This window comes from Pseudoalteromonas sp. NFXS53, assembly GCF_056629255.1.
Genome location: NZ_JBWVBR010000017.1, coordinates 53,201 through 73,216, shown reverse-complemented (window position 1 = coordinate 73,216; position 20,016 = coordinate 53,201). Strand labels below are relative to the sequence as shown.

General features: G+C 44.7%; 19 protein-coding genes and 1 riboswitch. Of the genes, 9 read left to right on the top strand and 10 right to left on the bottom strand.

The genetic code is table 11. The features are described 5' to 3' along the window. Positions 1-48: 48 nt before the first annotated feature. A complete protein-coding gene (gene ubiK / locus AC1HJP_RS16725) occupies positions 49-321 on the top strand; it encodes a ubiquinone biosynthesis accessory factor UbiK (RefSeq protein WP_138477818.1) in 273 nt (90 codons plus the stop codon). 54 nt (positions 322-375) lie between these two features. On the opposite strand, the gene can is transcribed toward ubiK, so the two are convergent. The 8 genes from can to ilvG form a co-directional block, all read right to left on the bottom strand. Next, positions 376-1,032 carry a carbonate dehydratase gene (can, locus tag AC1HJP_RS16720; protein WP_480362751.1) on the bottom strand — a complete coding sequence of 219 codons (657 nt, stop codon included), beginning with the start codon at positions 1,030-1,032 and terminating at the stop codon, positions 376-378. A gap of 9 nt (positions 1,033-1,041) precedes the next feature. After that, complete coding sequence (locus tag AC1HJP_RS16715; protein WP_480362750.1) at positions 1,042-2,229, bottom strand: methyltransferase; 1,188 nt, start codon at positions 2,227-2,229, stop codon at positions 1,042-1,044. A gap of 25 nt (positions 2,230-2,254) precedes the next feature. Then, positions 2,255-3,337 carry an ABC transporter substrate-binding protein gene (locus AC1HJP_RS16710; protein WP_480362749.1) on the bottom strand — a complete coding sequence of 361 codons (1,083 nt, stop codon included), beginning with the start codon at positions 3,335-3,337 and terminating at the stop codon, positions 2,255-2,257. A 78-nt stretch (positions 3,338-3,415) separates the two neighbouring features. Continuing rightward, a complete protein-coding gene (ilvA, locus tag AC1HJP_RS16705; RefSeq protein ID WP_480362748.1) occupies positions 3,416-4,957 on the bottom strand; it encodes a threonine ammonia-lyase, biosynthetic in 1,542 nt (513 codons plus the stop codon). A 2-nt stretch (positions 4,958-4,959) separates the two neighbouring features. Further along, positions 4,960-6,816 carry a dihydroxy-acid dehydratase gene (ilvD, locus tag AC1HJP_RS16700; RefSeq protein ID WP_480362747.1) on the bottom strand — a complete coding sequence of 619 codons (1,857 nt, stop codon included), beginning with the start codon at positions 6,814-6,816 and terminating at the stop codon, positions 4,960-4,962. A gap of 119 nt (positions 6,817-6,935) precedes the next feature. Further along, complete coding sequence (locus tag AC1HJP_RS16695; RefSeq protein WP_480362746.1) at positions 6,936-7,856, bottom strand: branched-chain amino acid transaminase; 921 nt, start codon at positions 7,854-7,856, stop codon at positions 6,936-6,938. 52 nt (positions 7,857-7,908) lie between these two features. Further along, entirely contained in the window at positions 7,909-8,154 is a 246-nt protein-coding gene (gene ilvM, locus AC1HJP_RS16690) for an acetolactate synthase 2 small subunit (RefSeq protein ID WP_058031265.1), read from the bottom strand. Then, positions 8,154-9,800 carry an acetolactate synthase 2 catalytic subunit gene (ilvG, locus tag AC1HJP_RS16685; RefSeq protein ID WP_480362745.1) on the bottom strand — a complete coding sequence of 549 codons (1,647 nt, stop codon included), beginning with the start codon at positions 9,798-9,800 and terminating at the stop codon, positions 8,154-8,156. Before ilvG ends, ilvM begins: the two co-directional genes overlap by 1 nt. 514 nt (positions 9,801-10,314) lie before the next feature. Here ilvG and AC1HJP_RS16680 point away from each other — a divergent pair. The 7 genes from AC1HJP_RS16680 to AC1HJP_RS16650 all read left to right on the top strand — a co-directional run bounded on the left by AC1HJP_RS16680 (position 10,315) and on the right by AC1HJP_RS16650 (position 17,631). Continuing rightward, positions 10,315-11,199: a TraB/GumN family protein gene (locus AC1HJP_RS16680; protein WP_480362744.1), complete on the top strand. Its 885-nt coding sequence runs from the start codon at positions 10,315-10,317 to the stop codon at positions 11,197-11,199. Between the two features lie 139 nt (positions 11,200-11,338). Continuing rightward, positions 11,339-11,959 carry a hypothetical protein gene (locus AC1HJP_RS16675; protein ID WP_480362743.1) on the top strand — a complete coding sequence of 207 codons (621 nt, stop codon included), beginning with the start codon at positions 11,339-11,341 and terminating at the stop codon, positions 11,957-11,959. Positions 11,960-12,155: 196 nt separating this feature from the next. After that, positions 12,156-12,348, top strand: a riboswitch (Lysine riboswitch). Positions 12,349-12,462: 114 nt separating this feature from the next. Beyond that, positions 12,463-13,347: a 4-hydroxy-tetrahydrodipicolinate synthase gene (gene dapA, locus AC1HJP_RS16670; protein ID WP_480362742.1), complete on the top strand. Its 885-nt coding sequence runs from the start codon at positions 12,463-12,465 to the stop codon at positions 13,345-13,347. Positions 13,348-13,358: 11 nt separating this feature from the next. After that, positions 13,359-14,099 carry a 2,3,4,5-tetrahydropyridine-2,6-dicarboxylate N-succinyltransferase gene (locus AC1HJP_RS16665; protein WP_138477796.1) on the top strand — a complete coding sequence of 247 codons (741 nt, stop codon included), beginning with the start codon at positions 13,359-13,361 and terminating at the stop codon, positions 14,097-14,099. Continuing rightward, positions 14,099-15,304, top strand: a complete 1,206-nt coding sequence (locus AC1HJP_RS16660) for a PLP-dependent decarboxylase (RefSeq protein ID WP_480362741.1) — start codon at positions 14,099-14,101, stop codon at positions 15,302-15,304. The genes AC1HJP_RS16665 and AC1HJP_RS16660 overlap by 1 nt, the downstream gene beginning before the upstream one ends. A gap of 8 nt (positions 15,305-15,312) precedes the next feature. Then, positions 15,313-16,425 carry a succinylglutamate desuccinylase/aspartoacylase family protein gene (locus tag AC1HJP_RS16655; RefSeq protein WP_480362740.1) on the top strand — a complete coding sequence of 371 codons (1,113 nt, stop codon included), beginning with the start codon at positions 15,313-15,315 and terminating at the stop codon, positions 16,423-16,425. A 228-nt stretch (positions 16,426-16,653) separates the two neighbouring features. Further along, entirely contained in the window at positions 16,654-17,631 is a 978-nt protein-coding gene (locus AC1HJP_RS16650; RefSeq protein ID WP_480362782.1) for a phospholipase A, read from the top strand. Positions 17,632-17,737: 106 nt separating this feature from the next. Here AC1HJP_RS16650 and AC1HJP_RS16645 read toward each other — a convergent pair whose 3' ends face one another. Beyond that, the gene (locus AC1HJP_RS16645; protein WP_421964894.1) at positions 17,738-18,631 is read right to left on the bottom strand and encodes a bifunctional GNAT family N-acetyltransferase/hotdog fold thioesterase; all 894 of its coding nucleotides are present in this window, start codon (positions 18,629-18,631) and stop codon (positions 17,738-17,740) included. 196 nt (positions 18,632-18,827) lie between these two features. Between AC1HJP_RS16645 and AC1HJP_RS16640 the strand changes: the two genes are divergently transcribed. Continuing rightward, positions 18,828-19,517: a spermidine synthase gene (locus AC1HJP_RS16640; RefSeq protein ID WP_480362739.1), complete on the top strand. Its 690-nt coding sequence runs from the start codon at positions 18,828-18,830 to the stop codon at positions 19,515-19,517. Here the strand turns inward: AC1HJP_RS16640 and dtd are convergent. Next, complete coding sequence (gene dtd / locus AC1HJP_RS16635) at positions 19,514-19,951, bottom strand: D-aminoacyl-tRNA deacylase (RefSeq protein ID WP_480362738.1); 438 nt, start codon at positions 19,949-19,951, stop codon at positions 19,514-19,516. The genes AC1HJP_RS16640 and dtd overlap by 4 nt on opposite strands. Positions 19,952-20,016: the final 65 nt, after the last annotated feature.

Below are 20,016 nucleotides of genomic sequence, written 5' to 3'. Positions count from 1 at the left end.
CTACTATGGCGTAACTTAATTAATCGCCTCCATATCAGGTAATCAATCATGATCAACCCAGCTAAAATTGAAGAGATCGCTAAGCAGATTTCTAGCAACATGCCACAGGGTGTAAAAACTCTAGCAGAGACTTTCGAATCAAAAACCAAGCAAGCTATCCAGAATAAGTTAACTGAAATGGATTTTGTCAGCCGTGAAGAGTTTGATATTCAATCACAAGTGCTGATCAGAACCCGTGAAAAGCTGATGCAATTAGAAGAAAAAGTTGCTCAGCTTGAGGCTAAACTTGCTGAGCAAGATCCTGCTGATAAGGCGGAATAAGCCAATCCTATAATTGAGAAAGGAGCCTAATCGCTCCTTTTTACTTTCATATACTTACTTAAGATAACGCTCAGCGATATGTTCTACCGCCTGACGGTGCATTAGGTCCACTTGACTGCCATGGCAAGTTTGTGAGTTAAGCTCTTTCAACAAGCCATCTTCTAAACCATACACCCAACCATGTACTGTAAGCTCCTGCTGTCTCTGCCAAGCGTCTTGCACCACATTGGTTAAACATACATTGCGCACTTGTTCAATAACATTCAACTCACACAGGGCCGCACAGCGTTGTTGCTCCTCAATACTAGACAAGAGCCCTTGATGCTTTTCTTTTACATCGGCAACGTGCCTTAACCAATTATCAATCAAACCAAAACGGGCTTCATCTAATACAGCCTGTACACCACCACAACCGTAATGACCAACGACCATAATGTGCTTCACCTTTAATACTTCAACAGCGTATTGCATCACTGATAAGCAGTTATGATCGGTATGAACCACCACATTCGCGACGTTGCGATGCACAAACAACTCACCCGGCATTAAATCAACAATTTCGTTCGCGGGTACCCGTGAATCAGAACAACCAATCCATAGATATTCAGGCTTTTGTTGCGCAGCTAGCTTGCTAAAAAATTCGGGGTTTTTAGCTTGTGTGCGCTCTGCCCAAGCTTGATTGTTTTTAAGTAAATGGTCGAGTTCACACATAATTTGGCCTTAATTTGTTATTTTATTTGCCTGAATGAGTATGTTGCGCGGCGTTAAAGACTTTTCACAAAACTCGGTAAGTTGCACATCGTAACCCGCTTGCTGTAAATACAATGCTCTATCTAGTACCAACCACAATTCTATGGCTCGTCTGAATATATGCCTGACCAATTCAATACGGTCGGTAACTTTCTTTCTTTGCTCGCCTAATCGCAGATAATGCTGATAGTCACATGACTCAGGTAACGTTACCTGCTTTTGCTCCGCCGCCCATTGACAGAAGTCAGCAAACTCACCAGAAAATATTTGTTTATTAATTGAAGGCACGCTGACATAACGCTCTATGCCCGTCACTTCTCGACGCAACGCATCAAAACCCAAGCGCCAAGTAACCTCTGTTTGCCTAACCTTAGTCACTCTGCTCGGCGCCGTAACGGTTTCTTGTAGCGCTAATTTCATATCACTGTGGGTTAATTGCAGTGTGCTTTGTTTACCCTCTGCACTCATGGCCTCATAAATCTGCTCGGTAAACAAGTGATAACAACAGGGCGATAGACTGATTTTGTCACACTCTGCTTTGATGGCCTGCTGCATAAAAACCTGATGCAAACGCCCACAAGCATGAAGAGCCACAGCATGTTGTTGCTGGCTAAAGCAGTCATCGGTATTGTCTTGCAACACATCCGCACAGCGAAAATGCATGTTTAATCCCTGTTGTTTAGCGCTATGTTGCCCTTGCTCACACAAATTAGCTTGTACTTCCACACTTTGCACATGCTGCGCACCTTGATGTGCCAAGATACGGCCTAAATGCCCTTTCCCTGCGCACCATTCTAATACTGGCTGCTCGCCATTATTAAGGTGTGATACGAAATCTTGTAACTGCAGCAGCTTGCGACCTTTAATGCCGTTACTGAGCCAAAAAGGCAGATCGGCTCTTTGCTGTTCGCTATAAGGTAGGTAAGTCAACTGTGATAGCTCTTCGACAGCAGGAATAAAATCAGCAAACACTTCATAAAGACGAGTTTGATCAGCGTCTAGTTCTTGTACCTGCTCGTCACTGAGCTCATTTAGAAACTGTGTTAGCTGTTCATCGCACCAAGGAAACTCACTGTAATCAAAAGCAACGCACTGCCAATAGGCGCGTGTTTGCTGCAAGCAATGACCTAACTGAAAAAATAATGACGATAACGGCACAGCACTTCCCCGACGCGAAAAAGGGCTATTCTACCTCGTTTTCATTTTCTTGTGCTGACTCATTCAGCTTGTAGCGACGCTTTTTGGTAAATATAAGGTGTAAGTAGAGAGGAATACTGAATAAAGTGACTGCACACGCTGCTATCAACATCCATGACCAGGGAAAAAGCGGCTCTGACTGTTTTAGTTCATAAATAAAGCGCTCTCTCACCGCATCATATTGCGCCATATCTAAGCCATAAATTTGCCCTATCCAACGCCAATGTAACTCTGACATATTACCAATGGTCACCCCAGGCGGAGCAATATAAGGGCGCAGCTTTTCAGCTTCATAGGCAATTTGCTCTACGCTTTTATGTGTGGCGTATTTCTGGTGAGTTATTTCGATACTTTCTTGTAAGTGCAACATAGCATAACGCCAGCCCTGAAGGCTCGCTTGCTTAAACTTTTCGACTAGCTCAGGACGATGCTGCAGGACGTTTTCGCTGGTAAACAAAATATCAGCATATAAATTGAGTCCATATTGTTTTGGGCAAATTTGTCTAATGGCAACACCTTGTTGCTGCATCTCAAAAGGCTCATTAGAGGTATAAACTTGTAAGGCATCAAACTTTCCCGCCTTGAAATCAGCAATTGGCTCAAAGCCCGCATATAAAGAAATGTCATCTTTGCCGACACCTGCCTGCTCTAGCATTAGCATCAGCTCTGCCACACCAAGGTGACTAACTCGTTTTCCTTTGAAGTCGACAGGGTTGTAGATGTCACTGTCAGCTTTGACCATCCAGCAGTAGGGAGAAGATTGCAACATAGCAGCGATCGCCACCAGCGGTTTACCTTGTAGGCGGTCGGCTAAAATACCTGAGTGAGTTACTCCAAAATGCGCCTGACCTGAAAGCACTTTAAAGTGGGTGTCAGGGTCTTCAATATCGGCCGGAATAATCGTGACATCCAAACCCGCACGCTCATAAAAGCCTTTTTCCACCGCCATATAGTAGCCTGCAAACTGAAACTGATGGGTCCACTTTAATTGCAGCACCACAGACTCTAATGCAAAGACTGGAGAAAGAAAAAATAACAGTAAGCTTATCAAGCTAAACCGTTTGAGCATGAAAGTCCCTTGTTCTTCTAATTAATTAGGCGTGACTAAACTATAGAAAAACAAGGGTGATTTGCAAGCACTAAGCGCTTAACTTGCTTGTTGTTGTTCAAGCTCTTGGTTCTGTAAATACTGAGCAAAACACGGATTGTCGGTCTCGTCCCAGTACTTATATCCTAACTTAGCAAGATGCAGATTAAATAGACTCAGTTGCTCTGGCGCAATATCAAACGCCGCAAGCACATTGCCCTCAGCCGCACCGTGGTTGCGATAATGGAATAAAGTGATATTCCACTCACTGCCCAGCGTTTCTAGGAAACGTGCCAACGCCCCAGGATATTCAGGGAACTCAAAACGGAAAAGGTGCTCATTCAATGGCACTGGCGGTTTACCACCCACCATATAACGAATATGCAATTTTGCTAGTTCGTTATCAGAAAGGTCTTCAAAGCCATACCCATTAGTTTGCAATACTGACTTCACCTCATCTAATTCGGGCTGCCCACCACGCAAGCCAACGCCAACGAAAATTTGTGCATCACCTTCACCAGCATAACGGTAATTAAACTCAGTGATGGCTCTGCCACCTAAAGCATGACAAAAACGCTTGAAGCTGCCTTTTTCTTCTTTAATCGTGACACCAAAAAGTGCCTCACTTTTTGCACCCAACGCGGTGCGCTCAGCAATATAGCGTAAGCGATCGAAGTTTAAGTTAGCACCAGACAAAACTGCGGCGAGTTTAAGCCCAGTCTGACCACATTGTTTGCTCCACTTAGTTAAGCCCGCCGTGGCCAATGCACCTGACGGCTCGGCGATAGCGCGTGTGGCAACAAAGATATCTTGCACTGCAGCACAGATTTCGTCTGAGCTCACCGTCACGACTTCATCACAGAACTTTTGCGCTAAACGAAAGGTTTCTTTGCCTATGATCTTTACCGCAACACCGTCTGCAAAGCTGCCAACTTGCTCAAGTTCAACTGGCTCACCGGCTTTCAGCGCCGCATCTAAACAAGCGCTTTCTGCTGACTCAACGCCGATGACTTTAATGTCTGGTCGTAATGACTTGATATACACCGCCATTCCCGCAAGCAAACCACCGCCGCCAACAGGTATAAATACCGCATCGAGGTTGTGTAATTGTTGCATTAATTCACGAGCAACTGTGCCTTGTCCGATGATCACATCTGGGTCGTCAAACGGCGGCACAAATACCGCGTTTTGCTGTTCAGTCAGTGCATAAGCATGGGCTTGTGCGGCATCAAAATTATGACCATGTAATACTACTTCGCCACCAAGGTTACGTACTGAGTTTACCTTGATGTCAGGCGTTGTGACGGGCATCACTATAGTCGCTTGATGACCTAAATGCGCCGCGCTCAATGCCACACCTTGGGCGTGGTTTCCCGCAGATGCGGTGATCACTTTACTGCCCTTAGGCAATTGGCGAAGCTTATTGTAAGCACCACGTAATTTAAATGAATAAACAGGTTGTTGATCTTCGCGTTTTAAAAACACCTGCTGGTTAAGTTGCTTGCTAAGCGAGGTCAGCTCGCTGACCTCTGTGACTTTCGCAAGCGGAGCCATATCCGCTTGGATGATGGCCCGAAAGTAATCGAGCTCTTGTGCCACCATGACTAACTTAACTCCTCGAGTTTCGCTAAATCACGCACCGCACCTTTATCGGCGCTGGTTGCTAGTAAAGCATAGGCTTTTAATGCTGGCGATACCACACGCTGTCTATCTAATGGTTTATAAGCGTCTTTGCCACGGGCATCTTGCTTTTCACGACGCGCAGCCATTTCGGCATCATCAAGTAATAGATGAATGCCGCGATTCGGAATATCGATGTGAATGCGGTCACCATTCTCAACTAGCGCGAGCGCACCACCACTGGCCGCTTCTGGCGAAGCGTGACCGATAGATAAACCAGAAGTACCACCCGAGAAACGGCCATCCGTTAACAGTGCACAATCTTTATCTAGGCCCATCGACTTCAAATAACTGGTCGGATAAAGCATCTCTTGCATACCCGGACCACCTTTTGGCCCTTCGTAACGGATGATAACCACATCACCTTTTTTCACTTTACCATTTAAGATGCCATCAACTGCGTCGTCTTGTGACTCAAACACTACGGCAGGACCTGTGAAATCAAGCATTTCGTCAACTACACCGGCACTTTTTACAATACAACCATCTGGGGTCAGGTTACCTGAAAGTACCGCTAACCCGCCATCTTGACGGAAGGCATGCTCAACACTGCGTACACAGCCATTTTCGCGGTCAATATCAAGGGTGTCCCAACGATACTCTTGGCTCATTGCCTGAGTAGTACGAATACCCGCAGGACCTGCACGGTAGAAAGTTTGCGCACGCTCATTATTGCTGTCAGTTGCATCCCAACGCTGTAACACATCGCCCAATGAGCCACCTGCTACATGGCCTACTGACAAGTCTAACTTTTCAGCTTTGGCAAGCTCATTCAGAATACCCATGATGCCACCAGCACGGTGCACATCTTCAATATGATATTGCTGAGTCGCAGGCGCAACTTTACATAAGAAAGGCGTAGTACGTGATAGGCGGTCGATATCACTCATATCAAAATCAACTTCACCTTCGCGCGCCGCTGCTATTAGGTGTAATACCGTGTTCGAAGAGCCGCCCATAGCAATATCTAAAGTCATGGCATTGGTAAACGCCGCTTGATTAGCAATGTTACGTGGTAATACCGCATCGTTGTCGTTGCGATAGTACTCGTCACATAAGGCAACAATGCGTTTAGCAGCGCCCATATAAAGTTGATGACGGTCTTTATGGGTTGCCAAGGTCGTGCCATTGCCCGGCAACGCTAACCCTAGCGCTTCCATTAAACAGTTCATCGAATTCGCAGTGAACATGCCTGAACACGAACCACATGTAGGACAAGCCGAACGCTCGACTTTTTCTGAGTCTTCATCGCTGACCGATGGATCTGCGCCTTTTACCATGGCGTCTACTAAGTCAAGTTTGATATCAATGTCGGCTAAACGGGTTTTACCCGCTTCCATTGGGCCGCCAGAAACAAAGATCACCGGAATGTTTAAACGCAGTGCCGCCAGTAACATCCCCGGGGTGATCTTGTCACAGTTAGAAATACACACCATGGCATCAGCACAATGGGCATTCACCATATACTCAACTGAGTCAGCAATTAGGTCACGCGAAGGCAGTGAGTACAACATGCCACCATGACCCATGGCGATACCATCGTCGATCGCAATGGTATTGAATTCTCTAGGCACACCGCCCGCTTCACGAATGGCATCCGCCATTAAATCACTGAGCTGATTGAGGTGCACATGACCCGGTACAAACTGCGTATAAGAGTTCACAACAGCAATGATCGGTTTTTCGAAATCACTGTCTGTCATCCCTGTTGCACGCCAAAGTGCGCGAGCACCTGCGCGTTGTCTACCTTCAGTGGTGGTCTTACTACGTAGTTTAGCCATGGTTTAGCCCTCAATAATATGCGGCAGTTTCTGGTTGCTTGCCGACTTTCCTCATTCCCAATATTCAATTCGTTGGCTGCAATTAAGGTCGCAGCCAGACCTTAAACGCCAAAAGCGTCTTAGTCGATATAAGTTAACCAACCGTTTTCGTCTTCACTTTGACCTTTTACTAAGTCAAAGTAAGCGGTTTGTAATAGCTCGGTGATCTCGCCACGCTTACCTGTGCCAATTTCAATTTGGTCTACGCTGCGAACCGGTGTTACTTCTGCCGCTGTTCCTGTCATGAAGAATTCATCCGCAAGATAAAGCGCTTCACGTGCAATTGGTTCTTCGCGCACTTCTAAACCAGCTTTGCGAGCAAGGTGCATCATAGTGTCACGCGTCAAACCTGGTAAGATTGCCGCTGTGGTAGGGGGTGTGAATAACACGCCATTTTTGATGATGAATAAGTTTTCACCTGCGCCTTCACTTAGGTAACCGTTCACATCTAACGCAATACCTTCAACATAACCATTACGCTTTGCTTCACCTGAGATAAGTTGTGAAGATAAATAGTTACCACCAGCTTTAGCCGCTGTCGGCATGGTGTTTGGTGCTAAACGATTCCAAGAAGAAATACAGGCATCAACACCTGCCTCTAATGCGCCATCACCTAGGTAAGTGCCCCACTCCATCGCGGCAACGGCAACATCGGCTTTGTGTGATTTAGGGTTTACACCCAAACCCACATTGCCTAAGAATGCGAATGGACGTAAGTAGGCATTCTTTAAACCATTCTCACGTACCGCCGCTTTACACGCTTCATTGATTTCTTCGGCCGTGTAAGGGATCTGCATACGATAGATTTTTGCAGAGTCGAATAAGCGTTTAGTGTGATCTTGTAAACGGAAAATCGCCGGACCTTTTGGTGTGTCATAGGCACGCACACCTTCAAACACTGAACTACCATAGTGAAGCGCATGGCTTAATACGTGTGTCGTCGCTTGCTCAGACGGTACCATTTCACCATTGAACCAGATCAGGTCAGATTTATTACTCATGTTTATTACCTTGTATTAATTATTCTTTTCTTTCGCTCTTAATATAGAACGATTATCCAATAGCCTGTTGCTGCATTGGTTGCAACTCAACCTGTTTTACCTCAACCAGCTTACTCAGTTGCGAGGTTAATAGATAGATGGGTTTGTCACTGTCCACGGTCATTTTGACTTGAAACAATTCATCTTGTCCTTCCAAGGCTAGGTCTAATAACTGGAATCCACGGTGACGGACCACACGTAAGAAACGTTCAATTGCGACACTTTGTTGTTTTACAGCAATATTTAGTTGGTGTTTCATTATGCATTCTCCGTCATCATTTCATCATTTGCGGCACCTGGCGGAACCAGTGGCCATACGTTTTCTTTATCATCAATACAAGCGTGTAAGATATATGGCCCTTCAGATGCCACTAGCGCATCCACCGCCGCATCTACTTCGCTTGCATGGGTAATGGTTTGTCCCGGAATACCAAAAACGGCAGCAAGCTGCACAAAGTCAGGGTTATCCGATAAGTTCGTTTCACTGTAACGCCCTTCAAAAAACAGCTGTTGCCACTGCCTTACCATACCCAGTCTTTGGTTATCTAATATTAAGATCTTTACAGGAAGATTATTTCTGCGAATGGTGGCCAACTCTTGGATGTTCATCATGATCGACCCATCACCAGAGACGGTGATCACCATGTCATCAGGACGTGCGATTTGTGCACCGATTGCCGCGGGTAAACCAAAGCCCATAGTACCTGCACCGCCACTGCTTAAATGGTTGTGTGGGCTGGTGAATTTCATATGCTGCGCCACCCACATTTGGTGCTGGCCCACATCACAACACACCACGCCAGTATTTGGCATACGCTTGCTAAGTTCATTTAATAGATAAGGCGCAAAGACTTTTTCGCCCGGGTAGTCATAACGCCAAGCATGTTCTTTTTTCATTGACGAAGTGTGTGCTAACCACTGTGCATCTGTCACAAAGCACGCTAGATGAGGAATGGTAGCTTTTAAGTCGCCAATCATCGACGCTGCTGCAGGTTTTCGTTTACCAACTTCTGCGGGGTCAATATCAAGATGAATTACTTTCGCCTTCGAGGCAAACTTAGCCAAGTTACCTGTTACGCGGTCGTCAAAACGTGCGCCGATACAGACTAAAACATCACATTCTTGTACTGCTATGTTGGCAGCTTGACCACCATGCATGCCTAACATGCCTAGGTCATATTCATAGGCAGGTAAAACACTGCCCAGCGCTTTTAGTGTTGAAACAGCTGGCATTTGCGTTTTATTTAAAAATTGCATCAGCTCAGCTTGGGCATTGGCGTTGTGCACACCGCCACCCACATAAGCCACCGGCTTTTTCGCTTGTGCTAGCAGTTGTTCAGCTTTGACAACTTCGTTCATGTCGAGCTCAGGCGCTTCTTCTTCAAGCGCAAGCCAAGGATGAAACGGTACCTGTGCGAGTTGAATGTCTTTTGGGATATCAACCAACACAGGACCCGGACGACCTGATAACGCTAAGTGCATGGCTTCTTGTAATACTTCAGCTAAGTCTTCCGCGCGCTCAACCATGTAACTGTGCTTAGTGCATGAAAGCGACATACCTAACACGTCAACTTCTTGGAATGCGTCAGAGCCGATAGCCGCCGTAGGAACTTGCCCTGTGATGGCCAAAACAGGCACTGAGTCCATCATGGCATCAGCAAGTGAGGTAATTAAGTTAGTTGCGCCTGGGCCCGATGTAGCAAAACACACGCCTAACTTACCAGTACTGCGGGCATACCCTACTGCCGCAAAACCCGCGCCTTGCTCATGACGAGTCAAGTAATGTTTGACAGGCGCGCCATACAACGCATCGTAGATTGGCATGATTGCCCCACCTGGGTAACCAAATACCTCTTTAACGCCATGTTTGGCTAGTAAATCTATTAGTAACTCTGCGCCTGTCATCTTCGTTCCTCATTCCCAATCTGACTGCTGTTTAACTTAAATTCGACCCTAAAACGAAAAAGCCCCCCGAACTTTTCAGTGCGGGGGGCTTTTTGCTTAATACTTTTCTTTCAGCACTAACCAGCCCCCGCGGTAATAATAATCACCACGTTGATAATCACGACTAGTAGAGAATGTGCTGTTTTGAGCATTTAAAAATCACCTGAATTTATTACCGCAACTGTATACAATATTCATCGCGTTGCGTTCTTTTTCTATTAGTACCGCGAGTAGCCTATTAAGTCAACAGCAAACCCTATGTTATTTACAGATTCAAAGCATCACTAAGCGCATTTAAAATTTAATAAAACCCAAAATAAGAAATAAATATCCAATCAATTTAAAATAACTCTGCCTTATTCAATACATACAAAATTTAACAACACATTTTTTGTTTATTCAAAAAATCACCAAATCTCCCTTTTTTATACAAACTTGTTATTATGTTGGGGAAATTTTTTTACAAGGGAATACTATGTTCAGCACTGTAAACCGCGTTTTTCTTACGCTGCTTTTAGCTTTTTTAATTGGCTTTTCTAGTCACTCCTTCGCACTTTCTCCGGCCCTCTTCAAGGTCGAAAAAGCAGGGGTCACATCTTATTTATTTGGCACGGTTCATGTTGGTGACAAAAGCATGGATGGTTTACCAAAGAAAATCACACAAGCGATTGAGCAAACTGATGAAGTTATCGTTGAAGTTAACATTGAGGCACTCAATGCATTTGAAATACAAAAACGCTCCATTCCTTTTATGACTTTACCGCAAGGTAGAACACTAAAGGATGAAATAAGCGCCGAGCATTTCGAAGCATTAAAGCAATACTTTGCAGCAAAACAGATCAATATTGCGCTTTTTGAAAATCTAGCGCCGTGGGCTGTGATGATCACTATGATGCAGATTGAGTATCAAAATTTGGGCTACCTAGAAGACTATGGGATCGACAAACAGGTCATTGCCCATGCTAAAAAGCATAATAAGCCTATCGGCGAGTTAGAAACTTTAGAGCAACAACTAGAAATGCTGAGTTCGCTAGGTGTAAAGAGCGACTTAATGATAAGCACTACGCTTGCGCAATTAAAAGACGTTGAGCAGTACTTTCTAGATTTGGTTAATGCCTGGAAAAAAGGCGATATGGACACCTTAAACAAGTACTACCAACTTAGCTTTGATGACTCTGACTATGGTAAGTTCAGTGAGGAAGTAATGCTGACTCAGCGTAATAATAATTGGGTTGAACAATTAACACCAAGATTGACAAAAGAGTCATTATTTATTGCTGTGGGCGCCCTTCACTTGCCTGAAAAGCATGGCTTAATCACTCAGTTAAAAGCGCAAGGTTTTAATGTAACTCGCTTATAAATCAGCCAGTTAAAAAGCTACCGCTAAGGCAATCGCATTTCTTTTCGCTGTTGCCTTAAAATTTGTTTAAATTCTTTTAAACCTTTTTCAACCCACCTGTCGTCTAACTTATTAAACAACATCAATCAGGGTGACGACGATGAAAAAATTATTACTAGCTGCTTTAACTTCCGCTGTTATTTCTGCGCCAGTTTGGGCCGAAGACACTAAAACCATTGAGCAATCATTTAATCTTGAGAGCAGCACAGAATTAGAAATTGATTTTCCAGTCGGCAGCCTAGAAATGACGAGCTACGATGGCGATCAAATCCAAGTCACCATTCGTTTAGAGCCAAAAGATAATGATGGCTGGTTTACTGATAAAGTCGATTTAAGCACAGTACAACTAAAATCTTCGCGTCAACGCCAAGAGTTATCACTGTCTATTGATGATGATAATTTAGAGCAAACTTGGGAGGTCAAAGTACCTAAAAGTATGCGTCTAGATGTTGAAGTCGGCGTCGGTAAAATTGAAATACAAGCACTTGAAAATACTGCGGATGTTGAAGTTGGCGTGGGCAAAGTGCGGATCGACACAGCCATTGATGACTTCAAACAAGTTAACCTTGAGTCTGGTGTTGGTAAAACGAGTCTATCTGGTTTTGCGGGCAAAGCTCAGTCTCATAAGAAAATGGTCAGCTCACAAACAGAATACTTCGGCTCTGGCCAATATAACTTAGAAGTTGAAGTGGGTGTAGGCAATATCAAAGTGCGCCACTAAGCCACGACTCTTAAATTAACAAACTCCCTTTGCCCGGTCTTGCACCGGGCTTTTTGATCTCTTTTATACCCATGTTTATAACCTCTAGTTTTAAACAGATGATTTTTTAATCCCCTTTGCTTGACACCTAGACGGCTAAAATGTTTCAATGCCGCCTCACCCTATTTAAGCGCAGTGGAGCATTGTCTCGGCTGCCAGGGCTGGAAGAGGTGCGTTATTCAGGTAGCGCGGTTGAGGAGAGCAAACTCCATTGATACCGTAGCGAGGGGAATTAACGCCGAGAAGCAAGCGTATTTGCTAGACGCTTACTTCGGGCGACTGGGCTGAATCCCAGCGACTGTCACCAATTGCGCAAGACGCAAGAATTTTGGTGGAGAGCTTCTGGTCTTAGAATAAATAAGGCCAGTTTGCCTTATCTTTTTTAAGTCCATTGCTCTTCGAATTTTAATTGTTCGAAGTATGGACACCCTCCTTACTCCGAACATGCTATAAGTTCGGTAGAGATGAAATCACAATACGATTTATCCAACTATCCTTTATGGACAGCTTTGGTGACGCCTTTTGACGCGCAAGACCAAGTTGACTTTGACACACTCACAGCACTCGTTCGCCAGCAAGAACAAGCTGGCAATGGCATTTTGTTGCTTGGTAGCACAGGGGAAGGCTTAGCGCTTACCCTATCTGAACAACAAGCGATTGTTGAATTTGTTTGTAACTTGGCCCCTAACGTACCCCTTATGGTTGCGGTAGGTGGTATCAATTTGCAAGAACAATTAGCTTGGGTTGAGTTTTGCAATCAGCACCCTATTCACGCTTATCTACTAGGTTCACCGCTTTACGCCAAACCGGGTGTCATTGGTCAGACTAAGTGGTTTGATGCATTACTTAGCGCCACAGACTTACCTTGTATGCTTTACAACGTACCGGGTCGCAGTGCCGTCGAAGTGTCACCACAAGTACTAAAAAACCTCGCACACCACGACAACTTATGGGCATTAAAAGAAGCCAGTGGTGACATCAGTAAATTTGAGCAATTCCGTGAAGCCGCCCCTGAAATGGCCATTTATAGTGGCGACGATGGCCTGATCCCTTACTTTGCACAGGCAGGTGCAAAAGGCCTTGTCTCTGTTGCAGCCAATGCGTGGCCAGAGCAAACCGCTGAGTTTGTACGTCGATCTTTGGCGGGTACTTATCCGAACTTATTCACCACTTGGACGCAAGCCGTAAATAGCTTGTTTAGTGTCGCCAACCCAATTCCTGTGAAAGTGCTCATGCACCAACAGGGAACTCTGGCAACACCAAACCTTCGTCCTCCTCTTACGCACCTAGAACTGCAATGTAATGCAGCGATTGAGCGTGCAAACGACACAATTTTATCTTGGAATTAAGGCAGTAAAACATGAGCTGGTTAGAACTATTAAACAATTTAGAAAACGGTAGCGTACGCGCGGCAACTCAAGACGAGCAAGGCAACTGGCACGCCAACGTAGAAGTAAAGCAAGGCATTTTAGAAGCATTCAGAAACGGCACAAACGTTGAGTTCCCAGGTGGTTTTGTTGATAAAGACAACTTAGCACCACAAGGTTTTAATGCAGAACAAAACGTACGTATGGTACCAGGTGGCTCAAGTGTACGTCGCGGTGCCTATGTGGCGTCTGGCACAATCATTATGCCACCAGCGTACGTAAACATCGGTGCATTCATCGATGAAGGTACTATGGTAGACAGCCATGCGCTAGTTGGCTCATGTGCACAAGTAGGTAAAAACGTGCACCTAAGTGCAGCTGTGCAACTAGGCGGTGTATTAGAGCCTGTTGGCGCAAGCCCAGTGGTTATCGAAGACGATGCATTCATCGGCGCAGGTTGTGTGATCGTTGAAGGTGTAGTTGTTAAGAAAGGGGCTGTACTTGCACCAGGTGTCCGTTTATCTGCAACCATTCCTGTTTATGACTGTGTAAACGAGCGCGTATTAGAAAAAGGTGAGCCAATTCCTGAGAATGCGATTGTTATTCCTGGTTCTCGTCCATCTTCAAGTGCATGGGGCCGCGAGCAAGGCCTAAGTATGTCATGTGCTTTAATTGTTAAATACCGCGATGAGCAAAGCGATGCGTCTTTAATCCTTGAAGAGGTACTACGCTAATGAGCTTTTTGAGCACACCGCTACGTCAGCATATCACTGCACTCAGTGAGCAGAACGACACACCGTTTTTTGTCTATGACCTAGATGCGTTATACGCGCATTTGAAACCACTGACAGAGCAATCTGTGGTGAAGTTATGGTATGCAGTTAAAGCCAACCCACTTTCTAAGGTGATCCAAACTTTAGATAAAGCGGGCTTTGATTTTGACGTAGCTAGCAGTGGCGAACTTGACCAAGTATTGCGTCAAGGCGTGGCTGCTAACCGTGTGCTCAACACCGGACCTGCTAAATCTAAAAAGCAGATCCAACACTTTTTGTCACAAGGTGTACGCACTTTTGTGGCAGAAAGCTTAAATCAAGTGGCTTGGTTAAACCAAGCTGCGACAGAACATCAGGTGCAGTTGCGCATTCTACTGCGTGTACAATTGCGCTGGCCCGATGGCGAAAAGAACCCACTTGGTGGTGACAGCTTAACGCCATTTGGTTTAGGGCTTGAAGAGTGGCAACAGCTGACTATTCAAGACTACCCTGCGCTTAATTTCGTTGGCCTGCATATTTTCCAATGGGGCAATATGCTCAGCACCGAAAAGTTGGCTGAGCTGTGGTCGCAAATGGTCGCGCCACTGACCGATTTAGCAGAGCAACTTGGCTTTACATGCCAAATTTTAGATTTAGGCGGCGGTTTAGGTATTCCTTACACAACCGATACTGATCGCCTCGCTTGGCCAAAGTTAGTCGATGCACTGGCAACCATTAAAGCCGCGGCTGGGGTTGAAGAACTGTGGATGGAGCTTGGCCGTTATGCGGTAGGTGAAATCGGCCATTATATAAACCCTGTTGTTGAGCAAAAGCTGAATTATGGTGAGCACCAACTGATTGTCGCGGGCGGTATTAATCATGTGTTACGCCCTGCTGTGACAAACCAAGCATTTCCGGGTGAATTGTTACGCCAATCTAGTGCACCGTCACAAGATTTCCTAGTACATGGCCCACTATGTACCGCACTCGATAGTTTAGGTAAGCACTCACTACCTGACGATATTAACGAGCACGACTGGGTGGTATTCAGTCAATGTGGTGCCTATGGGTATACCGAAAGTATGCCGTTCTTTTTATGTCATGAATTGCCTGCTGAATACGTGATTGAGCAAGGCCAAGTTGTCTGCGTGCGTGAAAGCCAAAACGCCGCAAGTTATTTAGTGTAGGTGTTCCCATGAATACAATTACTCAAGAACATATTCAAGTTGGCGAAATCGCCAATGGCTTACCTTTAACCATTCCTGTGTATCGTTTACAAGGCAATGGCAGCGGCCCTAAAGTGTATATTCAAGCCAATATGCATGGCGCAGAAGTGCAAGGTAATGCGGTTATTTACCAATTACTTGAGCAGCTAAAAACACAAACACTGGCTTCAGACATCACCTTAGTGCCTTATGCGAACCCGATCGGCTGTAATCAAAAGTCGGGGGAGTTTACTTTAGGTCGTTTTGATCCGATCACCGGCACTAACTGGAACCGCATGTATCACGATCACAGCAAACTGATCGAGTCATTTGTTCACGAACATTTAGACGCGCCAGAAGATGAGATCAAAAGTAAATTCCGCGCTCTGCTTGTTGATCAGACCCAAGCGTTTCTAGATCAACCCGCTTATCGCGTGAATACCGGCAAACGGATCGCTGTGACCTTGCAGCGCTTAGCGCATGAAGCTGACATAGTGTTAGATCTTCATACCGGTCCGATCTCAGCAAAGCATTTGTACTGTCCTGAATATGCGAAAGCCAGTGCCAGCTACTTTGACATTGAACACGTGCTGTTGATCCCCAACGAATTTGATGGCGCGATGGACGAAGCGACTTTCTGTCCTTGGTGGCAATTAAGCGAAGCCTACAAAGCGCAAGGTCGCAATATTCCAGTGTGGGTTGAAGCTTTCACCGTTGAACTTGGCTCGCAAGAGAAAATCGACTTAACCGAAGCGAAACTCGATGCCGAAAGTATTTTAAGTTATCTAAATCACAAGCAAGCGTTTATCGGTGCTGAGTTTACGCCTAAGCCTATTACCCGTTATGCCTGTATGCTTGATGACTATTTGGCGTTTTATGCCCCTATGGGTGGCATGGTCGAGTACAACGCCGAACTAGGCAGTCATATAAAAGCCGGTGACACCATTGCGAAGATTTTACGCATGGAACAATACTTATCAGAAAAGCCATTGCATGAAATCACGTTAGATACAGATGCCATCACCATTTTGCATTTTGCTTCGGCCAGCGTGAATCAAGGCACTGAACTCTATAAGTTCTTCACAAACTATTTCGAGCTGTAAGGCTTCATCTTATTGCGTGAGAGTAAGCACCTTTTATTGAGTGTCGCTTACTAAGGTGTGGCGGCTTTTGCCGCCAGCCTTTTTCCCGATTTTCATTTACAACCCAATTCGTTTATTCACGCTAACTTCATGCATCTCATGTATACTCATTTTGTTAAAGGAGCATACAAAGAGGCAATCATGCGCTACTTACTCACATCTTTGAGTATTTTATTTACTTTTCCATTGATGGTTTTTGCCACAGAAACGCCAGTGGAAGAAGATGAAATCGATCTCGTCAAACAATGTGTTATCAATGAACTGATAAATGCTGACGACAACACTCTAGTCGCAGATATTAAAGAAAAGTGTTCTAAGTTAGAGGCTGCTGACAAATTCAGTCTACTCGATCAGCGCATGGCCCGTGAACGAGTAACACAAAAAAACCGTAATGTTCTAACGCCTCATCACCGCAATTATATTTTGCCGGTATCATATATCAGTCAACCAAACGCAAGACCTTTCAGTGGCTTCAAAGCAATAGATGATGAAGAAGGAGAACCGCTTGATAACTTTGAGGTCAAATACCAACTATCATTAAAAGTACCTATTTACACTGGCTTTTCAGACCCTGATCAGGCCATTTATACCGCCTTCACCCTGCAATCCTATTGGCAGTTTTATAACAAGGATATTTCTTCACCTTTTCGTGAAACCAATTATGAACCAGAAGTATTTTGGGTAAACTTTTTAGACGATGAGAATGTGTTGTGGGGCGATGAGATGGCTGTGGTAGTCGGCTTATCGCACCAATCAAATGGCCGCAGCCAACCAAACTCTCGCTCTTGGAACAGACTGTATGCCAACTTTATTTGGGAAAACCGAGGGTTTGTTTTTAGTTTTAAACCTTGGTATCGACTACCTGAAGACGACAAACCAGATGCTTTAGAGGCAAAGGGCGACGACAACCCAGATATATACAAATATATGGGCTACTTTGAGTTTAGTGGCGTGTATCGTCAGGGCGATCATGAATTTGGTTTCATGGTGAGAAATAACCTTAACAGCGATAATCGCGGTGCTTTACAGTTAGATTGGTCATTCCCGCTTTGGGGTAGGCTCAGAGGATATGCGCAATACTTTAACGGTTATGGTGAGAGCATGATTGATTACAATGCCGATATACAACGTTTTGGTGTAGGTATATTGCTCACCGATATTTTGTAATACCAACCCTCAAAATGATTAAGTATTATTGAGGATTGGTATAACTTCTACCCAATAATAAAAAAGCCAAGCGAGTAGCTTGGCTTTTAAGATCTAGTGCTTAATTTTAGCGAAGCACAACAAAGCAGCCTTCAAACTTAGCAACCAGCTTATCGCCATCGTACACATTCACTGGTACATAGTATTTCGCTTTGCCTTCAGTTTCTAACTCAAGCAATTTGCCCGAACAATCTGCAATGGTCACAGTCGCACTTGGTGCCGTTGTGAGTGGCTTAAGGTATTTGATTTCAGCATCAGCCAACACAATGTTACCTTCAAGGTTGAGCTCTTTAAGCGCCAAATAGGTCGCGCCCCACCCTGTCAGGGTCGCCATGCTGTATACCGAGCCTGCAAACATTGAGTTATGTAAATTTAAATTCGCTTTTAAGTCTGCTTTAGTTGAAAACTGCCAGTCAGTGTAGCTTTCAACTTTAATGCCCATCGCATCACTGATTGGAATAGATTCACGCCATGTATTTTGCAGTACCTGCGTCCAGTCAGGGTGGCGGAACCAACCTGGCTCACAAGGCTTTTGCTTGACCATTTTCCAATGCTGTACGTCACCGTATGCAAGATGTGCTTTTTCTAAGACGGTATAACCATGCTTTTCATAAAAAGAGAGCGCTCGCTCACGGGCAAATAATACTAGTTCATCAGCATTTTGCTGCCAAGCTACCTTTTCAAGGTCATGCAGTAAGCGGCTACCTAAATGTTGACCTCGGTGCTTTTCATCTACCGCCATATAACGCACTTGTGCTTGCTGTTGGTTATTAAAGTGCAAACGTGCAACGGCTAATACATCTCCGTCGTTATTCTTAATATAACGATGCTCCGCTTCTTGCTCTAAATCGTCTTGTTCAGAGCCGCGAGGCTGATCCCACGGGGCGCGTAAAACTTGCCAACGTAATTGATAATAGGCTTGCCAGTCTTCGCTACTTTGTGGCGCACTTACCTGAAACATAGTTACTCCTGTTGAAATGCATCTCTGGCCGTCGATTTACTAACAAAGCAACGGCAACTTGGTGTCGTTTTTATAAACTCACCATACTAGAAAACCGCAAAATAAAACATAGTTTCGCGCTGCTTCAACAACAAACAATGTAAAACTTGGTGGACACACTGGCATTACAGAAAAGCTCAGCTATGATGATGTAATTATGGAAAAATTTTTCACAAGCTCTGACACTTTGAGCACCGACTTTGTTTTTCACTGCCACGATTTTGGACATTTAATTTATTGGCAGAAACATGGCCAGATCAGTATTCAAGTGCGCCAAGAAAAACAGTATCGATGGCTCTTAATCAACGACACTTTACAATCTGTGATTGATAGAGACGATGCCTCGCGCCTATTACTTCCACATTTACAGCAGCTTGCAACGCTTTGGCAACCATTAGCAGCGCCAAAAACCGTATTAGAGTTAGGGCTGGGTGCTGGGGCTATCCGTAACTACTTAGAATCTCAATACCCAGACGTACATGTCACCTCAATTGAAAAAGACCCTGAAGTTATCCGCTGTTATAAGAAGTATTTCGATGGTGATGCACTCAGTGCGCTGATCTGTGATGATGCTGAGCGATTTGTCCAGAAAAGTGCGTTATATGATTGGATTATTTTAGATTTATTTAGCCAAGAAGATGCGCCGAATTTTTTGTTCGACCATAAGTTTTATCAAAATATTCGCAATCGTTTAAATCAAGGCGGCTGGCTGTTTATTAACTTTCTCTCCAGCCACCCCTCACAGTTAGAGCAACTTCAGCACCGACTGATCACTAATTTTGGCAAGAAGCCCAAAGAAGTTGCCATACCTGAGTACTTGAATCACATCATTGCAGTAAGCCGCTAAACCGACAGGTTAAAGGTGACCGGCCCGTCATTACACAAACTCACTTGCATATCTGCTGCAAATTGCCCTGTTTGAACTTTAATACCCGCGGCTTTTGCCTGTGTCACAAAGTAGTCGTATAACGCTTCGGCTTGTGCTGGCGTGCCTGCGCTCGAAAAGCTTGGACGCATGCCCTTTTTAGTATCCGCGGCCAAAGTAAACTGCGATACCACTAAAAGCTCACCCTCAATGTCTTTTAGGCTGAGATTCATTTTGCCAGCGTCATCAGTGAATATACGGTAATTACTCACTTTGTGAAGTAACTTGTCTGCTGTAGACTCATCATCAAGCTTTTCAACGCCCAATAGCAATAAAATGCCTTTGCCTATCGCACCAACGCACTCACCCGACACGTCTACTTTTGCGTGAGTAACTCTTTGAATTAATCCCTGCATTTCATTCTCGAAACTTTATTTTTTAATGTGCTAAATATACCGAATTTAGCCGCTTTCTAAAACGA

Coding starts and splice junctions, on each gene's coding strand:
- ilvA (WP_480362748.1), bottom strand. CDS start 4,957: ATGGTGGCACAAGAGCTCGATTACTTTCGGGCCATCATCCAAGCGGAT.
- ubiK (WP_138477818.1), top strand. CDS start 49: ATGATCAACCCAGCTAAAATTGAAGAGATCGCTAAGCAGATTTCTAGC.
- dapA (WP_480362742.1), top strand. CDS start 12,463: ATGAAATCACAATACGATTTATCCAACTATCCTTTATGGACAGCTTTG.
- AC1HJP_RS16665 (WP_138477796.1), top strand. CDS start 13,359: ATGAGCTGGTTAGAACTATTAAACAATTTAGAAAACGGTAGCGTACGC.
- AC1HJP_RS16650 (WP_480362782.1), top strand. CDS start 16,654: ATGGTTTTTGCCACAGAAACGCCAGTGGAAGAAGATGAAATCGATCTC.
- AC1HJP_RS16640 (WP_480362739.1), top strand. CDS start 18,828: ATGGAAAAATTTTTCACAAGCTCTGACACTTTGAGCACCGACTTTGTT.
- AC1HJP_RS16710 (WP_480362749.1), bottom strand. CDS start 3,337: ATGCTCAAACGGTTTAGCTTGATAAGCTTACTGTTATTTTTTCTTTCT.
- can (WP_480362751.1), bottom strand. CDS start 1,032: ATGTGTGAACTCGACCATTTACTTAAAAACAATCAAGCTTGGGCAGAG.
- AC1HJP_RS16645 (WP_421964894.1), bottom strand. CDS start 18,631: ATGTTTCAGGTAAGTGCGCCACAAAGTAGCGAAGACTGGCAAGCCTAT.
- AC1HJP_RS16675 (WP_480362743.1), top strand. CDS start 11,339: ATGAAAAAATTATTACTAGCTGCTTTAACTTCCGCTGTTATTTCTGCG.
- AC1HJP_RS16660 (WP_480362741.1), top strand. CDS start 14,099: ATGAGCTTTTTGAGCACACCGCTACGTCAGCATATCACTGCACTCAGT.
- ilvD (WP_480362747.1), bottom strand. CDS start 6,816: ATGGCTAAACTACGTAGTAAGACCACCACTGAAGGTAGACAACGCGCA.
- dtd (WP_480362738.1), bottom strand. CDS start 19,951: ATGCAGGGATTAATTCAAAGAGTTACTCACGCAAAAGTAGACGTGTCG.
- AC1HJP_RS16655 (WP_480362740.1), top strand. CDS start 15,313: ATGAATACAATTACTCAAGAACATATTCAAGTTGGCGAAATCGCCAAT.
- ilvG (WP_480362745.1), bottom strand. CDS start 9,800: ATGACAGGCGCAGAGTTACTAATAGATTTACTAGCCAAACATGGCGTT.
- ilvM (WP_058031265.1), bottom strand. CDS start 8,154: ATGAAACACCAACTAAATATTGCTGTAAAACAACAAAGTGTCGCAATT.
- AC1HJP_RS16695 (WP_480362746.1), bottom strand. CDS start 7,856: ATGAGTAATAAATCTGACCTGATCTGGTTCAATGGTGAAATGGTACCG.
- AC1HJP_RS16680 (WP_480362744.1), top strand. CDS start 10,315: ATGTTCAGCACTGTAAACCGCGTTTTTCTTACGCTGCTTTTAGCTTTT.